The organism is Pigmentiphaga sp. YJ18 (assembly GCF_038066655.1).
Classification (GTDB): Bacteria; Pseudomonadota; Gammaproteobacteria; order Burkholderiales; family Burkholderiaceae_B; genus Pigmentiphaga.
Genome location: NZ_JBBUKU010000001.1, coordinates 1,265,818 through 1,284,771 on the forward strand (window position 1 = coordinate 1,265,818; position 18,954 = coordinate 1,284,771).

Annotated in this window: 18 protein-coding genes; 11 read left to right on the forward strand and 7 right to left on the reverse strand. The window is 67.7% G+C overall.

The window, feature by feature from the left end:
* Nucleotides 1-132 precede the first annotated feature (132 nt).
* The 4 genes from WKR98_RS06220 to WKR98_RS06235 all read left to right on the forward strand — a co-directional run bounded on the left by WKR98_RS06220 (nucleotide 133) and on the right by WKR98_RS06235 (nucleotide 4,109).
* Entirely contained in the window at nucleotides 133-873 is a 741-nt protein-coding gene (locus WKR98_RS06220) for a hypothetical protein (RefSeq protein WP_341432377.1), read from the forward strand.
* A gap of 106 nt (nucleotides 874-979) precedes the next feature.
* Nucleotides 980-2,665 (forward strand): arginine--tRNA ligase, encoded by a 1,686-nt coding sequence (argS, locus tag WKR98_RS06225; RefSeq protein WP_124687321.1) that lies wholly within the window; start codon nucleotides 980-982, stop codon nucleotides 2,663-2,665.
* 6 nt (nucleotides 2,666-2,671) lie between these two features.
* The gene (locus WKR98_RS06230; RefSeq protein ID WP_341432378.1) at nucleotides 2,672-3,370 is read left to right on the forward strand and encodes an SPOR domain-containing protein; all 699 of its coding nucleotides are present in this window, start codon (nucleotides 2,672-2,674) and stop codon (nucleotides 3,368-3,370) included.
* Between the two features lie 91 nt (nucleotides 3,371-3,461).
* The gene (locus WKR98_RS06235; protein ID WP_341432379.1) at nucleotides 3,462-4,109 is read left to right on the forward strand and encodes a thiol:disulfide interchange protein DsbA/DsbL; all 648 of its coding nucleotides are present in this window, start codon (nucleotides 3,462-3,464) and stop codon (nucleotides 4,107-4,109) included.
* Between the two features lie 150 nt (nucleotides 4,110-4,259).
* Here the strand turns inward: WKR98_RS06235 and WKR98_RS06240 are convergent, their stop codons facing one another.
* Nucleotides 4,260-5,699, reverse strand: a complete 1,440-nt coding sequence (locus WKR98_RS06240; protein WP_341432380.1) for an FAD-binding oxidoreductase — start codon at nucleotides 5,697-5,699, stop codon at nucleotides 4,260-4,262.
* Nucleotides 5,700-5,873: 174 nt separating this feature from the next.
* On the opposite strand from WKR98_RS06240, the gene WKR98_RS06245 reads away from it, so the two are divergent.
* Both WKR98_RS06245 and WKR98_RS06250 read left to right on the forward strand, forming a co-directional pair.
* Entirely contained in the window at nucleotides 5,874-6,626 is a 753-nt protein-coding gene (locus WKR98_RS06245; RefSeq protein ID WP_124687323.1) for an SDR family oxidoreductase, read from the forward strand.
* A 30-nt stretch (nucleotides 6,627-6,656) separates the two neighbouring features.
* Entirely contained in the window at nucleotides 6,657-8,345 is a 1,689-nt protein-coding gene (locus tag WKR98_RS06250) for a SulP family inorganic anion transporter (protein WP_124687324.1), read from the forward strand.
* Here the strand turns inward: WKR98_RS06250 and WKR98_RS06255 are convergent.
* Entirely contained in the window at nucleotides 8,335-9,195 is an 861-nt protein-coding gene (locus tag WKR98_RS06255) for a LysR family transcriptional regulator (protein WP_341432381.1), read from the reverse strand. The two genes, WKR98_RS06250 and WKR98_RS06255, sit on opposite strands and share 11 nt — an antisense overlap.
* Before the next feature lie 97 nt (nucleotides 9,196-9,292).
* On the opposite strand from WKR98_RS06255, the gene WKR98_RS06260 reads away from it, so the two are divergent.
* Nucleotides 9,293-9,733: a multidrug/biocide efflux PACE transporter gene (locus tag WKR98_RS06260; RefSeq protein ID WP_445936072.1), complete on the forward strand. Its 441-nt coding sequence runs from the start codon at nucleotides 9,293-9,295 to the stop codon at nucleotides 9,731-9,733.
* A gap of 223 nt (nucleotides 9,734-9,956) precedes the next feature.
* Here the strand turns inward: WKR98_RS06260 and WKR98_RS06265 are convergent, their stop codons facing one another.
* The 4 genes from WKR98_RS06265 to WKR98_RS06280 are packed head-to-tail and all read right to left on the reverse strand — an operon-like array spanning nucleotide 9,957 to nucleotide 13,156.
* A complete protein-coding gene (locus WKR98_RS06265; RefSeq protein ID WP_341432383.1) occupies nucleotides 9,957-11,216 on the reverse strand; it encodes a muropeptide transporter in 1,260 nt (419 codons plus the stop codon).
* Nucleotides 11,213-11,542 carry a hypothetical protein gene (locus tag WKR98_RS06270; RefSeq protein ID WP_124687326.1) on the reverse strand — a complete coding sequence of 110 codons (330 nt, stop codon included), beginning with the start codon at nucleotides 11,540-11,542 and terminating at the stop codon, nucleotides 11,213-11,215. Before WKR98_RS06270 ends, WKR98_RS06265 begins: the two co-directional genes overlap by 4 nt.
* Nucleotides 11,543-11,564: 22 nt before the next feature.
* Entirely contained in the window at nucleotides 11,565-12,239 is a 675-nt protein-coding gene (locus tag WKR98_RS06275; protein WP_124687327.1) for an orotate phosphoribosyltransferase, read from the reverse strand.
* A gap of 35 nt (nucleotides 12,240-12,274) precedes the next feature.
* Nucleotides 12,275-13,156 carry a helix-turn-helix domain-containing protein gene (locus tag WKR98_RS06280; protein WP_341432384.1) on the reverse strand — a complete coding sequence of 294 codons (882 nt, stop codon included), beginning with the start codon at nucleotides 13,154-13,156 and terminating at the stop codon, nucleotides 12,275-12,277.
* 356 nt (nucleotides 13,157-13,512) lie between these two features.
* Here WKR98_RS06280 and WKR98_RS06285 point away from each other — a divergent pair, with 356 nt between their 5' ends.
* From WKR98_RS06285 to WKR98_RS06300, 4 genes are all read left to right on the forward strand, one after another.
* Nucleotides 13,513-14,763, forward strand: a complete 1,251-nt coding sequence (locus tag WKR98_RS06285; RefSeq protein ID WP_124687329.1) for an MFS transporter — start codon at nucleotides 13,513-13,515, stop codon at nucleotides 14,761-14,763.
* A gap of 198 nt (nucleotides 14,764-14,961) precedes the next feature.
* Entirely contained in the window at nucleotides 14,962-15,798 is an 837-nt protein-coding gene (locus tag WKR98_RS06290; RefSeq protein ID WP_341432385.1) for a dihydroorotate dehydrogenase electron transfer subunit, read from the forward strand.
* Nucleotides 15,798-16,733: a dihydroorotate dehydrogenase gene (locus WKR98_RS06295; RefSeq protein ID WP_124687331.1), complete on the forward strand. Its 936-nt coding sequence runs from the start codon at nucleotides 15,798-15,800 to the stop codon at nucleotides 16,731-16,733. Before WKR98_RS06290 ends, WKR98_RS06295 begins: the two co-directional genes overlap by 1 nt.
* A gap of 25 nt (nucleotides 16,734-16,758) precedes the next feature.
* The gene (locus WKR98_RS06300) at nucleotides 16,759-18,021 is read left to right on the forward strand and encodes a hydantoinase/carbamoylase family amidase (protein ID WP_341433811.1); all 1,263 of its coding nucleotides are present in this window, start codon (nucleotides 16,759-16,761) and stop codon (nucleotides 18,019-18,021) included.
* Between the two features lie 5 nt (nucleotides 18,022-18,026).
* Here the strand turns inward: WKR98_RS06300 and WKR98_RS06305 are convergent, their stop codons facing one another.
* Nucleotides 18,027-18,932, reverse strand: a complete 906-nt coding sequence (locus tag WKR98_RS06305; protein WP_341432386.1) for a LysR family transcriptional regulator — start codon at nucleotides 18,930-18,932, stop codon at nucleotides 18,027-18,029.
* Between the last annotated feature and the right edge of the window lie 22 nt (nucleotides 18,933-18,954).

The following is an 18,954-nucleotide window of genomic DNA, read 5'->3' on the forward strand; positions in this document are numbered from 1 at the left end:
GCGGCTTTTGGCGGGGGCCAATGTTACTCATGCGCATCATGTGTTACCTTCGATGACAGAACGGCGTCAGGGGAGACCGCCGCACAGGCAGGACGCCGTTTCGCCAAACAGCATACGAACAAAGGAAATGGCATGAACAAGACGAGGACCGCGGCGGCCGCCGCATTGCTGGGATTGCTGGCGGCTTGTGGCGGAGGTGGGGATGGTGAGGCGCCGCCGGTTGTCAACGCCAATGCGGAAGGTTTCTGGGAGGGGACGAGTACCGCGGGCGATCCCGTCGCGCTGCTGGTTACCGACGAAGGCAAGCTCTGGTCGTTCTACCTGAGCTCGAACCAGGTGACCGTGCTCCAGGGAAGCGGGTCGACGCAGGGCAACAACTACACCGCCAATGGCAAGGCCTACGGGATGTCGGGCCCGGGTAGCGCGATGTCGCTGTCCGCCACGGTCGAAGAAAAGAAGGCCCTGCGGGGTAATGTGACGGGCGCCAAAACCTTTAGCTTCAATGCCGACTATTCCAAGGAATATGAAATCAAGGCCAGCCTGGACGAGGTCAAGGGTACCTGGGTGGTCGAAGACGGTGTGACCATTTCCACGACGATCGCGGCGTCCGGCAACCTGGTCGGCTACATGGCGGCCAATAGCGGGCGGTGCGACTTCTCGGGATCGATCGCGCCGCACGCGAGCAAGAACTATTTCCGTACCTCCATCACGTTCGCCAACAATTGCGCGGTGGGCTATGCCGGGGTCTCGACTACCGGCGTGGCCCTGGTGGGTGAAGGCGGCGCGGACCGCTCGTCCCTCATATTGGCTACCTCGGTGCCGGCCGACGGTGCGTTCATGTTCACCCTGGTGGGAGAGCGCACGCCGGATTGACCGGCCGCGGCGGGGAAAACGCCGGGGAGGGGGGCGTGGCTTTCCCCTCCCCGGTCCGCGGCTGTTAACATTCCGCTCTTGGTTTTTCATTTAGCGCGATCCAGCCATGCTCCCCGAGCAACAGGAACAACTTCTCGGCTTCCTGGGCGCCGCCGTCAAGGCCGTTGCCCCCGAAGCCACGCCCACCTTGCTGCTCGAGCGGCCCAAGGTGGCCTCCCACGGCGACGCCGCCACCAACGTGGCGATGCAGATCGCCAAGCCCCTCAAGCGCAATCCCCGCGAGCTGGCGCAGGCCATCGTCGATGCGCTGCTGGCGCTGCCGGGCGCGGCCGCCCTTGTCCAGAGCGCCGAGATCGCCGGTCCGGGTTTCATCAACCTGCGTATCGCGCCCGCCGCCAAGCAGGCGGTGGTCGACGCCATCCGCGTGCGCGGCGCCGAGTTCGGCCGCGCGCCGGCCAACGGCCGCAAGGTGATGGTCGAATTCGTGTCGGCCAACCCCACCGGTCCGCTGCACGTCGGCCATGCCCGCCAGGCCGCGCTGGGCGATGCGATCTGTCGCCTGTTCGACGCCAGCGGCTGGAACGTCACGCGCGAGTTCTACTACAACGACGCCGGCAACCAGATCCAGAACCTGGCGATCAGTGTCCAGGCGCGCGCGCGCGGCTTCGGTCCCGATCATCCGGATTTCCCGGCCGACGGTTATCGCGGTGAATACATCTCGGAAATCGCGACGGACTTCCTGGCCCGCAAGACGGTGCAGGCGGCCGACGCCGAGCCGGTCACCGGCTCGGGCGATCCCGAGAACCTGGACGACATCCGCAAGTTCGCCGTGGCCTACCTGCGCCGCGAGCAGGACCTGGACCTGCAGGCCTTCGACCTGAAGTTCGACAACTACTACCTGGAAAGCTCGCTGTACACGTCGGGCCGGGTCGAGCAGACCGTGCAGCGCCTGATCGCCAGCGGCCACACCTACGAGCAGGACGGCGCGCTGTGGCTGCGCACGACCGGGCTGGGCGAGGGCGACGACAAGGATCGCGTCATGCGCAAGTCCGAGGGCGGCTACACCTATTTCGTGCCGGACGTGGCCTATCACGTGACCAAGTGGGAGCGCGGCTACACCAAGGCCATCAACATCCAGGGTTCGGACCACCACGGCACCGTGGCGCGGGTGCGCTCGGGCCTGCAGGCGCTGGACGTGGGCATCCCCAAGGGCTACCCCGACTACGTGCTGCACAAGATGGTCAAGGTCATGCGCGGCGGCGAAGAGGTCAAGATCTCCAAGCGCGCCGGCAGCTACGTGACCATGCGCGACCTGATCGACTGGGTGGGCCGCGATGCGGTGCGCTACTTCCTGATCCAGCGCCGCGCCGACACCGAGTTCGTGTTCGACGTCGACCTTGCCCTCAAGCAGACCGACGAGAACCCCGTCTATTACATCCAGTACGCCCATGCGCGCATCTGTTCGGTGCTGGCGCAGTGGGGCGGCGACGAAGCCGACCTGGCGCGCGCGGATACCTCGCTGCTGACGGCCGAACGGGAATTCCTGCTGCTGCAGCGGCTGGCCGAGTTCCCGTCCATGGTGGGGCTGGCGGCCAACGATTTGTCGCCGCACCACGTCGCTTTCTGGCTCAAGGATTGCGCCGCCGATTTCCATGCCTACTACAATGCCGAGCGCGTGCTGGTGGACGACGAGGCGCTGAAGCTGGCGCGCCTGGCGCTGCTGGCCGCGACCCGGCAGGTGCTGGCCAACGGGCTGGCGTTGCTGGGCGTTTCCGCTCCGCAACGGATGTAACGATTCATGGCCTCCACAGCGAAGACGAAGCCTGCCCGCGGCGGCAAGCAGAGCAGCGCCAACCAACGCCAGGCCGCGCCCAAACGCGCGGTGGGCGGGACCATGTTCGGCCTGATGGCGGGATTGCTGGTCGGCCTGCTGGTGGCCGTGCTGGTGGCGTTCTACATCACCAAGGCGCCGGTGCCCTTCGTCAGCAAGGGAACGCGGCCGGCGGCGCCCGCGCAGCCGCCCGATCCGGCCAATGCGCCGGATCCGAACCGCAGCCTTTACGGCAGGGACGGTCCCGCCGGCGCGCCGTCGGCCTCGGGTCCTTCGGCCACGCAGCCGGCGCCCGCGCCGGTGCCCCAGGCCACCCGCGATCCGCTGGGAGACTTCCTGGCCAGCCAGAACGTCGACAAGACCAGGAAGGGCGCGCAACCGTCCGCGCCGTCGGCAGCTGCTCCATCCCAGGCCCCCGCACCGGCGCCGGGCGCTTCGGGGACTTATTTCCTGCAGGTCGGCGCCTACCGCGTGATCGAGGATGCCGAGGCATTGAAGGCCAAGCTGGCCTTCATGGGGTTCGAGGCGCGCCTGGAGACGGCCGACGTGGCCGCCGGCACGGTGCACCGCGTACGCGTGGGGCCGTTCACCCGGCTCGACGACATGAACCGCACGCGCGCGCGCCTGGCCGAGAACGGCATCGAGGCCGCCGTCGTGAAGAAATGATCCGGATGGAACTTCGCGCCGCCTGCCGCGGTCCGAGTTTCCATCGCGCCCGGCCGGTCTGCCGTCCGGGCCACGTTATCAGAGGAAACCTATGATCGGTCGCTACGCTTTCCGCCACATGTTCGCCGGCCTGGCCTTGGCCGCCGGTTTCGTCGCCGCCCTGCCGGGCACCGCCCAGGCGCAGCAGCCGCGCGAAGGCACCGAGTACATCCGCCTGCAGCAGCCCCAGGCCACCGATTCGCCGGGCAAGATCGAGGTCACCGAGTTCTTCTGGTATAGCTGCCCGCACTGCAACGCGTTGGAGCCGAGCCTGGAGTCCTGGTTCAAGAAGCTGCCGGCCGATGTCGTGGTGCGCCGCGTGCCGGTGCGCTTCAATGCCGGCATGGAGCCGCAGCAGCGCCTGTACTACACCCTGGAGGCCCTGGGCAAGGTCGACCAGCTGCACCGCATGGTCTTCACCGCCATCCACGAACAGCGCCAGCCGCTGAACACGGCCAATCGCATTTTCGACTGGGCCGAGAAGCAGGGCCTGGACCGTGCCCAGTTCACGGCCGCCTACAACTCCTTCGGCGTCCAGAGCAAGGTGCAGCGCGCCACCAAACTGGCCGAAGCCTACAAGATCGACGGCGTGCCCACCCTGGCCATCAACGGCCGCTACCTGACCTCGCCGTCGCTGACAGGCAGCAATCTCGGCGCTCTCCAGGTCGCGGACTTCCTGATCGGGAAGGAAAGGAAGTAGGTCCCCCCCTACGCGCTGACGCGCGCCCCCCAGGGGGCGGCACTGGCGGACCGGCGGAGCCGGATCCGCTGTGCCCTGGGTCTGGATCGTGGATACGAGAACGGCCTTGCATTCAATGGTGCAAGGCCGTTTTTGTTTTTCTGGAGAAAGTCAGGATTGGGGGGAGGGGCCGAAGTGAACCTGGCCCAGCGCATGCCCGGGGTCGATGGCCTGCTGGATCTTGCCCGACAGCGCTTGCGCCTCGGGCGAGGCATAGCGGTGGTAGAAGCGTTCGTTGTAGGGGCCGACGCCGTGTTCGGCGCTGAAGCTGCCGCCGAACTGGTGGACCACCAGGTCGTAGATCGCCAGCCGTAGTTTTTCCACGGTGTCCGTGTCGTAGGCGGGCGTGGCGTCGTGGGGCCAGACGATGTTGAAGTGGGTGCCGCCGTCGGCCCAGTGGCCGAAGTCGAACAGACGCAGCCAGGGAAAGTCGGATTCCAGCATCCGCCGCGCGGTGGTCTGGAAGTCGACCATCGAGGAACGCGGCACGGCGATGTCGAAGGCGATCAGCTTGCCCTGGTGGCGGATGGATTCGCTGATGGAATGGCGGATCTTCCAGAGGTCGGGGCCGCCATCCAGCACGGCGTTGGCCACGAGCACGTCGAACTGCCGTTCCAGGAAGTCGTTCAGCGCCGACTGCAGGTCCACGCCCAGCACTTCGCGCGACGAGGTGGCGGCCAGTTCCACCAGCAGGCAGTAGTCGGGAATGGGCTCGGGGGCAAAGGGATTGGCGACGCCGGGCACGTGGTCGATGACGGACTGGACGGTGGAGCTGGACATGCCTTCGTAGGCGGTCAGGAAATCGCCGAACTCACTCTCCAGCGCGATCAGCAGTTCCAGCACGGCTTCCTGGCTGGTGGGCACGATCAGCGCGGTGGCCGTCTGGCGGGGCAGCGGATGGACCTGCACCACGGCGCGGGTGATGATGCCGCCCGCGCCGCTCACGCCGACGAAGAACTGCTTGAGGTCGTAGCCGGTATTGTTCTTGCGCAGGCCGCTCATCAGATCGAGCACCTGCCCGGGCGGATCGGCCAGCACGACTTCGATGCCCAGCAGGTTGTGGCGCACGTCGCCGTAGCGGATCAGCCGCGAGCCGCCGGTGTTGGTGGCGATCATGCCGCCCAGCGAGGGGTTGGCGCCCAGGTCGATGGGAAAGCACAGCCCATGGTCGGCCAGCTTGTCGTTCAGTTCCTGCAGCGTGACGCCGGCACCGACGGTGGCGGTGCGGTTGGCGCGGTCGATCGCGATCTCGCCACGCAGCCGCTCCAGGCTCAGCACGACCTGGGTGCCGCTGGCGTTCGGCGTGCTGGCGGCCACGAGACCGGTATTGGCGCCCTGGGCGATCAGCGGCGTGCCGGTGTCCACGCAGTAGCGCACCACCGCGGCCACCTCGGCGGCCGAGCCGGGCCGAACCACCAGGGCGGCCTTGCCATCGCCATAGCGGGCGCCGGTCTCGTAGCGGGCCTTGTCCGCGGGATCGGCATAGACATTCGCCTGGCCGACCAGTCCGGCCAGCGCGGCGTGCACATCGGAAATGGGAAGGGACGTCATCTTGCTCTCTGTGGTGCCGCGGACGCGGTTCTTTCCGCAGTATCGCAGATTCATCCATGGCCGGCCGGCTTGGCTTCCCGGCGACAAAGGGGGTAGGCGAGGCCGGCCTCTTAATGATTTTTGGTAAGAACTACATGATTAAAGGTGATAATGATGGGCTTACGAGAGGGGAGCATGAACGTCTTCATCACTGGCGCGAGCAGCGGCATCGGCCAGGCGCTGGCGCGCCGCTATGCGGCGCTTGGCGCGACCCTGGGGCTGGTGGGCCGGCGGCGGGAGGCCTTGCAGGCGCTGGCCGCGTCGCTGCCGGGCACGCACCGCTGCTATGCGCTGGACGTGCGTGACCGCGATGCCCTGCATGCGGCGGCCCGGGATTTCCTGGCCTTGGGCGGCACCGATCTGGTGATCGCCAATGCCGGCATCAGCACCGGCACGCTGACCGAGGAAATGGAAGATTTCGACGCTTTCCGCGCCGTGATCGACACCAATCTGATCGCCATGGTGGCGACCTTCGAACCGTTCATCCCCGCCATGAAGCAGGCCGGCCGGGGCCACCTGGCGGGCATCGCCAGCGTGGCCGGCATACGCGGACTGCCCGGCGCGGGGGCGTACAGCGCGTCCAAGGCGGCCGTCATCGCCTATTGCGAAAGCCTGCGCAACGAGTTGTCGCCCCAGGGCATACGCGTCTCGACCATCGCGCCCGGCTATATCCGCACGCCCATGACCGCGCGCAATCCGTATTCGATGCCGTTCCTGATGGATGCCGACGTGTTCGCCGCGAAGGCCTCCCGCGCCCTGGACCGCGGCGTCCGCTACACCGTCATTCCCTGGCAGATGGGCATCGTCGCCAAGCTGATGCGCCTGTTGCCCGATGCCGTCTACGACCACTTCGCCGTGCGCGCGCCGCGCAAGCCGCGCCACCTCTGACCTCGCCGATCCCGACCCGGCGCATTTTCCATGTCCGCTCTGCTCGCCCGCTATCTTCCCTTCCTGAACTGGCCCCGGCCCAACGCCGCCGATCTGGCCGCCGATGCCCGGGCCGGCTTCACGCTCGGCCTGATCCTGGTGCCGCAGGCCGTGGCCTACGCCATGCTGGCCGGCATGCCGCCCATCACCGGCTTGTACGCCGCGCTGATTCCGCCGGTGATCAGCGTGCTGTGGGGATCGTGCCAATTGCTGGGCGCAGGGCCCGTCGCGCTGACCAGCATGCTGGTGGCGGGATCGCTGTCGGGCATGGCGGCAGCCGAGTCGGCGCGCTGGGTCGAGCTGGCGATCTGGCTGGCGCTGATGGCGGGCGCGATCCAGATGCTGATCGGCGCGACCCGGCTGGGCATGGTGGTGAACTTCCTGCCGGGCTCCGTCGTGGGCGCGTTCACCCAGGCCGCTGCGTTGCTGATCATGCTGTCGCAGCTGCCCGCCATGCTGGGACTGGACTGGAGCGGAGCGCGCGGCGCGCTGGCCGCGGCCGATCCGCGCGGCCTGCTGGGCAGCGTGGACTGGACCGCGTTCGCCTTCGGCGTGGGGACGCTGGTGTTCCTGTCCGCGCTGAAGAAGCACAGCAAGCGCCTGCCCATCGTGCTGGCGGCCGCGCTGGTGACGGGCCTGGTCAGCTGGGCCATCGGCTATGGCGAACGGGGCGGCGCGGTGGTCGGGACGTTGCCGGCGGGCCTGCCGCAGTTCACCGTGCCGGCATTGCTGGACTGGGAAGACTACCGCAGCCTGCTGCCCGCGGCGGCGGTGATCGCGCTGGTCAGCTTCGTCGAGGCGCTGTCCAGCGCCAAGACCATCTCGCGCAGCACGCGCCGGCGCTGGAACGAGGACCAGGAGTTCATCGGCCAGGGGCTGGCCAAGATCGCCAGCGGCCTGAGCGGCGCCTTTCCGGTCAGCGCCTCGTTCTCGCGCTCGGCGCTGAACCTGTTCGTGGGCGCGCGCTCGGGCTGGTCCGCATTGTTCGCCTTCGTCTGCGTGCTGGCGAGCCTGCTGTTCCTGACCCCGGCCATCGCCCACCTGCCACGGGCCTTCCTGGCGGCCGTCATCATCGTGCCTGTGTCCAACCTGGTCGCGCCGCGCTTCTTTCTCCGGCTGTGGGCCACGTCGCGCGCCGAGGCCATCATCGCCGCGTCAACGGCCGTGGCCACCCTGATCGCCGCGCCCCAGTTGCAGTGGGGCATCCTGGCCGGCTTCATCCTGTCCCTGGGCTACTTCCTGTACCAGCGTTCGCACCCCCGCATCGTCGAAGTCGCCGTCCATGCCGACGGCACGCTGCGGGACCGCCTGCGTTTCGGCCTGCCGCCGCTGGCGCCGGACCTGCTGGCGGTGCGCATGGACGCCGGGCTGAGCTTCGTCACGGCCAATCCGCTGGAGCATTTCGTGATCGAACGCTGCCGGGCCGATCCCGGCATCAAGCGCGTGCTGATCTACGCGGGGCCGATCAACAGCATCGACGTGACCGGAGTCGACACGCTCATCTACCTGATCGGGACGCTGCGCGACCAGGGCGTGGACCTGTACCTGGCGGGCGTGAAGAAACAGGTGGAAGACGTATTCGATACCGCGGGCGTCACGGCCATGCTGCCGCCCCACCACATATTCCGTACCGAGCGCGAGGCCATCGCCGAACTGACGGCGGGCGCGCTCAGGCCTTGAGCAGCTCCTCCAGCATCCAGGCGCCGGCGGGACCCAGGGGATGCTGGTTGGACCACACCACGTCCACCGGCAGCAGGCGCTCCTGGCCGGGCACCTGCAACTCCACCAGCCTGCCCGCGGCGAAATGGGTCACGAGCCAGCGCGGCATCCTGGCCCAGCCGAAATTCATGACCGCCATCTCCAGCAGCATCAGATAGTAGGGCGCCGACCAGGTGCGGCCTCGCGCGATGCGGCGGCCGTCCTCCTCGTAGGGCGCGATGCGCAGTTCGCGCGCTTCGCGCAGGTCGGCCTCGGTGACCGTGCCGGACTTCGCCAGTGGATGGTCCTTGCCCGTGACCACCACCATTTCCGACAGGTCCGGCAGCGTGCGGTGCTCCACGTCGGGCGGGTACTGCTCTTGCGCGCGCACCAGTCCCAGGTTGGCGCGGCCGCGCTGCACGGTGGCGACCGTGTCCCAGTCTTCGGACATCATGCATTCGAACTCGATGTCGGGATACTTGCGATCGAGCGCGGCCAGGATGGCCTCGAAGCGCTCGGACTGGTAGGTGTCGGACAACGCCAGCGTGAGCCGCGCCTCGTGCCCCTGGGCATAGCGGCCGGCGGCGCGGCCCAGTTGTTCGGCGCTGGCCAGGACCTGGGCCGCCTCCACCAGCAGCGCCCGCCCCGCCGGGGTCAGCGTGGGCTGGCGGGTGGCGCGGTCGAACAACTGCACGCCCAGGTCGATTTCCAGGTTGGCGATGCTTTCGCTGATGCTCGACTGGCGCTTGCCCAGCTTGCGCGCGGCGGCCGAGAACGAACCCAGCGCGGCCGCCTGGGTGAAGGCCGCAAGCGCTTCCAGGGAATAAGCCATGCCCAGCTTCCTATCGGAAAATCCGATGGTAATTACATTTTATTTAACGGAAGTATGGCAGAAAATGCCGATACGACATCAACGGAAGAGGTTGAACGTGTTGCAGAACAAGAAATCGCTGCGTGAGCGCCTGGCGCACGCCCTGTGCTTCGAGATCATCGCGGTGGCGCTGTGCGCGCCCGCGCTGGCCTGGATCATGGGCAAGCCGCTGCTGCACATGGGTGCGCTGACGGCAGTGATCTCGCTCATCGCCATGCTGTGGAACATGGTCTACAACGCCGGCTTCGAGCGCGTGGAGCGCAGCCTGGGCTGGGTGCGCGACACGCGGGTGCGGATGATCCACGCGCTGGGCTTCGAGTCCGGCCTGATCCTGATCGTGGTCCCGCTGGCGGCGTGGTGGCTGAGCATTTCGCTGTGGGAAGCGCTGGTGCTGGATATCGGGTTGCTGCTGTTCTTCCTGCCGTATACCTACGTGTATAACCTGGCGTATGACCGGCTGCGCGTGCACTGGATGCGGGAGGCGTGTCCCGGCGCTTAAGCCAGGGTTAAGCCCCGGCTGCCATCCTCCGCAGCACCGCGCCGGCTTCGGAAACGATCACGCAGAACGTCACCAACAACTACTACGACAGCGGGAACGACGGCCGCCCGGATGCGGGCGGCGATGCGCAGGCCTATGACACGTCGGCCTACGATTCCTTCTGACGATACGTTCCCGGACGACGACTTCGTCTGACGGCCGCCCCAGGCCCGGTCAGGCCCGGTCAGGCCTGGTCCAGCGCCCGCACGTCGGCCCTTCGCCACCACAGCAGAGCCATGCCGGGCAGGGCGATCACCACGGTGACCAGGAAGAAGGTCGGCCAGCCGTAGTTTTCCACCATGGGCGGGGCCAGCGGCCCGGCCAGGTAGGTGCGCCCCACGGCCGACAGGGCGGACAGCAGCGCGAACTGGGTGGCCGAGAAACGGTGGTCGCACAGGCCCATGAGCAGGGCCACGAAGGCGGCCGTGCCCATGCCGCCGCACAGGTTCTCGATGCCGACGGCGGCGGCCATCAGCAGGATGCTCTTGGGGCTGATGGCGAGCAGCCAGAATCCCAGGTTGGAGACGGCCTGCAGCAGGCCGAACAGCATCAGCGACCGGAACAGCCCGAGCTTCGCCAGCAGCGAACCGCCCGCCAGCGCGCCGATGATGGTGGCGCCCAGGCCGAGCACCTTGTTGATGGTGCCGACCTCGGTGGCGGAGAAGCCCGCGCCCCGGATCAGGAAGGCGGTGGACAGGCTGCCGGCGAAGGCGTCGCCCAGCTTGTAGAGCACGATCAGCACCAGCAGCACGATGGCGCCGGGGCGGCGGAAGAATTCGACCAGCGGTCCGGTCACGGCCTCGGTCAGCGTGCGGGGCGCGGCGGCGGGGGTTTCGGGCTCGGGGGCCCACAGCGTGGCCAGGACCGCCAGTCCCATCAGGCCGCCCATCAGCATGTACATGTTGCCCCAGCCCAGCCAGCTGTCGGCGATGACCAGGGCCAGGCCGCCCGATACCAGCATGGCCAGCCGGTAGCCCAGCACGGACACCGCGGCGCCGGCGCCGCGTTCTTCCTTGCGCAGTACGTCGGTTCGGTAGGCGTCGAAGGCGATATCTTGCGAGGACGAGCAGAAGGCGACGAACACCGCGATCAGCGCCAGCGGCAGCAGGGCATTGCTGGGCGAGAGCAGGCCCATGGCCATGATGGCGAGCGCCAGCAGCAATTGCGTGACCACCATCCAGCCGCGCCGGCGGCCCAGCAGCGGCGGCGTGTAGCGGTCCATCAGCGGCGCCCACAGGAACTTCAGCGTGTAGGCGGAGCCGACCAGGGTCAAAAAGCCGATGGCCTGCAGCGACACGCCGTCCACGGTGGCCCAGGCCTGCAGCGTGCCGCTGGTCAGCGCCAGGGGCAGGCCGCTGGCGAAGCCCAGGGCCAGCAGCGGCGCGACGCGCCGGTTCGTGTACAGCGACGAGGCGGCCGCGGGCGCCTCCGGGCGGGCGTTCAAAATATCTTTCCGCTGCGGCCGTAGTCCAGCACGATCCAGTTCAGGGCGGCGACGAGATCCTGCGCCGTGCCGGTCCTGAATGCTTCGTCGAGCCGGTTCATGTAGGAAAGGAGCTGGGTCTTCGCGGTTTCGGCGAAGGCGGGCGCGATGCCCTGGTCTTCATACAGCAGCACGTACGAGCGGGCGAAGCCATAGACCAGGAAGTAGGCGGCGGCATGTTCCGAGTCGCTGGAGACCAGCGCCAGCGAGCCTTCCTTGACCTTGAGGAAACTGTCGGTACCGGGGGCCTGGGCGGCGAAACGTTGGATCAGATCGGTGAAGTTCATAACACGTGGGTAGCGATAAGAGTCACGGAAGGCGGGAGATGCCGCCGTGGGCCTTGGACCATTCGGAAGTATGGAGCAGGAATCCTTCTACTTTTTCGATGTCGGCGGCGGTCAGGACCGTGCCTGTCCTGGCCTGCGCGATGATGTCCTGCCAGGTGGCCAGCGCATGCATCGTGACACCGATTTCTTCCATGGTACGCCGGCTTTCGACAAACGTATCGTAATAGAAGATGCTCAGGACGTGGGCCAGCTCCAGGCCCGAATCGCGTACCGCCTTGCAGAAATTGCGCTTGCTCTGGCCGTCGGTGGTCAGGTCGTCCACCAGCAGCACCCGCGCCCCGGGTTGCGCCATGCCTTCGATCTGCGCGTTGCGGCCGAAACCCAGCGGCTTCTTGCGCACGATCAGCAGCGGCAGCGACAGCCGGTCGGCCAGCCAGGCGGCGTAAGGCACGCCGGCCGTCTCGGCCCCGGCGATGGCGTCGATGTTCTGCACGCCGACGCGGTGCCGCACCACCGCCTGCGCCGCGTCCACCAGCACCTTGCGCCCGGCCACCGATGAGATCAGCCGCCGCACGTCCACGTACACCGGACTGGCCCAGCCCGAGCGCAGGATGAACGGCTTGCCCGAACTGACGTGTACCGCCCCCGATTCCAGCAGCAGCTGCGCCACCGTCGATCCGATAGAGGTTTCTTCCATTTCACTGTTCCATGTGTGGGGCGAACGACCCGGGGTCAGACCACCTTCAGCATGCTGCTGAGAAGTTCCGCCGCCTGTTGCCCTTTGTAGGCGCGTTCCCATAGGTTTTCCACCATTTTCGTATAAAGCTCGACCGCTTCGGGCGCCGAGGTGATCTGGGCGATGCCAGTCGCGACGTTGGGCAGTTCGCCGAAGCGGAACGGGCTGAACGCCACGAACGACGCGCTGGGCCGCTCGAATACCTGGAAGGTGGCGTTGGGCATGCTGTCGTCGACGATGCCGATCTGCATGTCCATGGGGTGTTCGCGCAGGAGGCCGATGATGCGTTCGACCTCGCGCCGCGCCGCCAGCGACCGCTCCATGCGCACCGCGGGCGGCAGGTCGATGCGGCCCACCAGTCCGAAGTGGACGAAGCGCTCGATCTCGCGCAGCCCGATCAGGCTGATGATGGGCGGGCGGCGCCGGGCGTAGGCCCGCTTGCGCTCGCCCAGGATCTTCATCAAGGCCTGCGTGCGCTCGGGCTCGATGCCGGGGTGGGCCTCGTGCAGCATCTGTTCCAGGTAGCCGGCGTATTCGTCCGAGGTCAGCAGGAAGGAGATGGGCTCGAAATGGGCCATGATGCGCGTGGCGTCGGTTTCGAGCTGGCGCATGCGTTCGATGTAGGCCACCGGCGAGGTGTAGTACTCCGCTCCCACGCCCAGCAGCGAGGCCAGCGAGGTGTCCAGGATGTGGGCCAGCCGCTCCAGGGTCTCGATCTTGACGATTTCGCCCTTCTCCATGCGGTACACCGCCGCCCGCGATACCCCCAGCCGGGCCGCGATGTCCTCGGCCCGCAGCGAGGCGCCTATCCGGTAGGCGCGCAGCCTTTCCCCGATGGCATGGAAGTCGACGGCGTGCGATCTGGAAGAAGTGGTCATCGAAGCAAGTCTAAAAAATAAGATTCCTGGATTTCGAACCGCTCGTGCGCGCCGCCCCGAAATCGAGCGGAGCACCCCTTCGATGCCCAGTGTTAGTGCGGGTTTGCACTAATGTCGTGCGCGCCTGGCAACATCGGGATTTACCTTATCAGCTTAGTTAAATTTCGCTTGAAAGGTAAGAAAAAGTGCCTTAGTCTAAAAAAAAAGACTTTCGGCGTAAATAGTTTTTGCCTGCTCCATGCCACAAGCATGTCCGGCACGGGCCATCTCCTCCAGGGGACGGCGCCGGCGGGAGGCAGCCGCCGCCTGGCAGCACTTTTTGATTCATGGATCTCTCTTCCTTTCGGAGATAGGAAATGGCAGACAAATACGCCGCGAGTCCCGGGGACATTCCCGCGGGCAAGGCGAACGAGGGCGAGGACTACGCCCGCAAGGCCGTCATTGCGTCGACCGTGGGCTACGCCCTGGACGGTTTCGACCTGCTCATCCTGGGCTTCATCCTGGCCGCGATCTCGGCGGACCTGGGGCTGTCCAGCACCCAGGCCGGGTCGCTGGTCACCTGGACGCTGGTCGGCGCCGTGGTCGGCGGCATCGTGTTCGGCTGGTTGAGCGATAAGTACGGCCGCGTGCGCGTGCTGAACTGGACCATTCTGTTGTTCGCGGTCTTCACCGGCCTGTGCGCGCTGGCCCAGGGCTACTGGGACCTGCTGGCGTACCGCACCATCGCCGGCCTGGGCCTGGGCGGTGAATTCGGCATCGGCATGGCGCTGGCGGCCGAGGCCTGCCGGCCCGAGCAGCGCGCCCGCATGAGTTCCTACGTCGGCCTCGGCTGGCAGGCCGGCGTGCTGGCCGCGGCGCTGATCACCCCCATCCTGCTGCCCATCGTGGGCTGGCGCGGCATGTTCGCCATCGGCGTGCTGCCGGCGGTCGTGGCCTTCGTCATCCGCCATTTCATCGGCGAACCCAAGATCTTCGTCGAGAGCCAGAAGTCCACGGCGCCGAAGGACAACGCGTTCAAGCTGCTCGTGGCGGATGCCAAGACCACGCGGGCCAGCCTGGGCGTGGTCATCCTGACCTCGGTGCAGAACTTCGGCTACTACGGCGTGATGATCTGGATGCCATCGTACCTGAGCAAGCAGTTCGGCTATTCGCTGACCAAGTCGGCGGGCTGGACGGCCGTCACCATCCTCGGCATGGCCTTCGGCATCTGGCTGTTCGGCCAGTTGGCGGACCGCGTCGGCCGGCGTCCCATCTTCCTGCTCTACCAGGTGGGCGCGGTGCTGTCGGTGCTGGCCTATTCGCAGCTCGAAGCGCAATACGCCCTGCTGATCGGCGGCGCCATCATGGGCATGTTCGTGAACGGCATGCTGGGCGGCTACGGCGCGCTGATCTCCGAACTGTATCCCACCCGGGCGCGGGCCACGGCACAGAACGTGCTGTTCAACATCGGCCGCGCCGTGGGCGGATTCGGGCCGCTGGCCGTGGGCGCGGTGGCCGCGAAGTATTCGTTCAGCCACGCGATCGCGCTGCTGGCGTCGATCTATGTGCTGGACATTCTCGCCACGCTGTTCCTGATCCCGGAACGCAAGGGTGCCGCACTGGAGTAAAGCCCCCCCCTACGCGCTGACGCGCGCCCCCCAGGGGGCGGCACTGGCGGACCGGCGGGGAAGCCCACCCCCAAGCGGCCTTTGGCCGCTCCCCCTCAAGGGGGCGGCACTGGCGGACCGGCGGAGCCGGATCCGCGGTGCCCAAGGTAGGTAGTAGTTATCGAGCGTTGGGGAGTTTTCCAGCGCAGAGGAATCAGAATGGAAGTTGTGTCGTCCGAATCGCATGTCGGGTGTTGCGCCGGACCTGCCGCGCCGGATACGCAGGGCGTGGTGATCAGCAATGCCTGGGTCAACCGGGACTACAAGCACCTGGTGCTGGATGCCGGGCTGCCGGCGGCTGGGGCGAAGGCGGGGCAGTTCTTTCACCTGCTGTGTCCGTCGACCGAACAGGATTCGCCGTTCTTCCGCCGGCCCATGAGCACCTACCGAGCCGATCCGGCCACCGGGCGGGTGGAGTTCCTGTACAAGGTGACGGGCGCCGGCACGCGCGGGCTGGCCACGCTCGAGGCGGGCGACAAGCTGCCGATGCTGGGGCCGCTGGGCGTGGGGTTCACGCTGCCCGCGGGCGCGCGCCACATCGTCGTGCTGGGACGCGGCGTGGGATTGGCGACGCTGGCGCCGCTGGCCGAGATGGCGGCGCAGGCGAGGGTGGGCGTGACGGCCATCCTGAGCGCGCGCGACGCCGCCAACCTGATGTCGCAGGACCGCTTCACGGCCATTGGCGCCACCATCGTCGAGGTTACCGACGAGGCCGGCACCAGCTCGGTCGAGAACGTCGAGCGCCTGCTGCGCGAGCTGCATGCCGCGGGCCGCGCCGATGCGTTCTATACCTGTGGTTCGTCGCGCCTGACGCTGTTGATGCAGCGCCTGGGCGCCGAGTTGTCCGTGCCGGGCGAAGTGGCGATGGAGCAGCAGATGGCCTGCGGCATCGGCATGTGCTATTGCTGCGTGCGCGCCTTCCGCGAAGGCGACAGGCTGGTCAGCAAGCGCGTCTGCTGGGACGGTCCCGTTTTTCCCCTGGCTGAGGTGGCGTGATGATCGACCTGTCCGTGGATGTAGGCGGACTGCGCCTCTCTAATCCCGTGATGCCGGCCTCGGGCACGTTCGCCGACGGGCTGGCCAATACCATCGATTTCAACCGCCTGGGCGCGTTCGTCACCAAGACCATCACGCACGAGAAGCGCACCGGCAATCCGGTCCCGCGCGTGGCGGAGGTGCACAGCGGCATGCTCAACGCCATCGGCATCCCCAGCAAGGGATCCGACTATTTCATCCGCGAGAGCATTCCGTTCTACCGGAAGTTCTCGCCGCCGCTGGTGGTCAGCATCTCGGCGCCGTCGAACGACGGCTTCGCGCGGCTGGCGGCCGAGCTGTCGCAGGTCGAGGGCGTGGCCGCCATCGAGGCCAACATCTCGTGCCCCAACATCGAGGAAGACGGCAAGGCCTTCGCGATGCATGCCCGCTCCACCGCCGCGGTGGTCAAGGCCCTGCGCGCCTCGACCTCGCTGCCGCTGTGGGTCAAGCTCACGCCCAATACCGGCGAGATCGCCAACGTCGCCCGCGCGGCGCAGGAAGAGGGCGCCGACGCCATCGTGGCGGCCAATACCATCCTGGGCATGGCGATCGACATCGACACGCGCCGGCCCAAGCTGGGCAACGTCATGGGCGGCATGTCGGGGCCGGCGATCAAGCCCATCGTCGTGCGCATGGTGTACCAGTGCCATCGCGCGGTCTCGATTCCCATCATCGGCTGCGGCGGCATCGCCACCGCCGAGGACGCGATCGAATACATGCTGGCCGGCGCGAAGGCCGTGCAGGTGGGGACTGCCACCTTCATCCATCCCACGGCCATGATCGACGTGATCGACGGCCTGGTGCAGTACTGCCGGCGCAAGGACCTGCCCGGGCTGCAAGGGCTGGTGGGGGCGGTGGAAGACACCGGCTTCGTGCCTTTCGAGGCGATGGCTTGAGGGCGACATGACAGCAGCAACCACGATGGCCGGCGCCAAGGCCATTCCCGGACGGCAAGATGCGATCGATCTGTTCGAGCGGATCCGCCAGCTCAGCTTCGATGGCGTCGGCGTCTCGCGCGAGAGTTACGGTCCCACCGAGACGGCCGCGCTGGACGCGCTGGTCGAATGGGCGGGCGGGCACGGCGTCGCCGCGCGGACCGATCCCGCCGCCAACGTGGTGTTCTCGCTGGCGGAAGCGGGCGGACAGGCGCCCATCGTGTGCGGGTCGCACGTGGATTCGGTGCCCCAGGGCGGCAACTACGACGGCCTGGCCGGCGTCATCGCCGGCCTGCTGTGCCTGAAGCGGCTCAAGGACGAGGGCGTGCGGCTGGCGCATCCCTTGTGGGTCGCCGGCATGCGAGGCGAGGAAAGCGCCTGGTTCGGCAAGGCCTACATGGGGTCCGGCGCCATCCTGGGCAAGCTCAAGGCGGACGACCTGGCGCTGCGCAACAAGCGCAGCGGCCGCACGCTGGCCGAGGCCATGGCCGGCGTGGGCGCCGACGTGGACAGCATCGCCGCCGGCAAGCCGGTGCCCTGGGTGTCGGGCGTGCGCGCCTACCTGGAGCTGCACATCGAGCAGGGGCCGCTGATGGTGGCCCGCAAATGGCCCACGGCGATCGTCTCGGGCATACGCGGCAACATCCGCCACAACCTGGTGCGATGCATAGGCGAACCCGGACACTCCGGCGCCGTGCCGCGCTGGCTGCGCAACGACGCGGTGTTCGCGGTGTCCGACCTGCTGATGCGGCTGGACGAGCACTGGCGCGTGCTGCTGGAGCGCGGCAACGACCTGGTCGTGACCTCGGGCGTGATGGGCACCGACCCCGCCGAGCACGCCGTGTCGCGCATTCCCGGCCGGGTCGATTTCAGCTTCGAGGTGCGCAGCGAAAGCACCGAGACGCTGGAGGAGTTCTACCGCGTGATGCGCGCCGAATGCGACGAGGTGGCGCGCCAGCGCGGCGTGCGCTTCGAGTTCGACCGGCGCATCGAATCGGCTCCGGCGACCATGGATGCGCAACTGGTGCAGCTGCTGCTGGACACCTCGGCGGAACTGGGCCTGCCGGCCGAGAAGATTCCCAGCGGCGCGGGACATGACGCGGCCCTGTTCGCCAACGCCGGCATCCCCTCGGGCATGATCTTCATCCGCAACGAGAACGGCTCGCACAATCCGGCCGAGGCCATGGAGATCGACGATTTCATGGCGGGCGTGGACGTGCTGTACCGGTCGCTGCCCAAGGTGATCTGAGTCCCCTAGCGGGAACCCAGGGCCTCGACGACGGCCTCCCGCAGGGCCTCCGTGGCCGCCGTCGGCGCCGCCGCGGCGCGCATCATCCAGTGCACCTCCCAGCGCGTGTCGCCGTGCTCGATGCCGCGCACGTCGTAGTGCGCCGCATCCAGGTGGCGGGCGGCGAAGGCCGGCAGCAGCGTCATGCCCAGGCCGCACCGGACCATCTCCAGCGCCGTCGAGTACAGCCTGACCTCCTGCACCGTGTTCAGCGCCACGCCGGCCCGCGACAACTGCAGGAAGACCTCGCGCCATTGACCGCTGACGCGGTCCGTCAGGATCACCTCGGCGTGCTGCAAGGCCTGCCATTTCATCCTGCGTCCGCCCGCCGGCGCGGGCGGCGCCTTGCCGCGCGCGTACACCGCATGCATGCGGTCGCGCACCAGCGGTTCGGTGCGCAGCACGGTGGCCAGGGCCGGACTGGTGCCGGGGGAGCCGATGGCGACGTCCACCTCGTCGGCCGCCAGCCGCTGCGAGGCCTGCTCCACCGGCACGTCCAGCACGTCGACCGCCACCAGGGGATGCCGCGCGCGGAATAGCGCGAGCGCGCGCGGGAAGAAGGTCGCCGCGGTCAGCGGTCCCACGGCCACGCGGATGCGGCCGCCCTGCAGTTCCCCGACGCTGCGCAGTCCGGCCACCGTGCGATGGATGTCGGCCAGCACGCGGTTGGCCGTCTCGCAAAGGGTCTTGCCCGCGGCCGTCAGGCGCACCGTCCGGCCCCGCTCCACCAGCACCACGCCCACCTGCTGTTCGAGTTCCTTGATCATCACGCTGACCGCGGACTGCGTCAGCGCCAGCGCGTCGGCCGTCGCGGTGAAACTGCCGGTATTGGCCAGGGTCGCGAGCGCATGGAGTTGACGGAGCGTAATCATGATTTTTATGAATCCATGGATT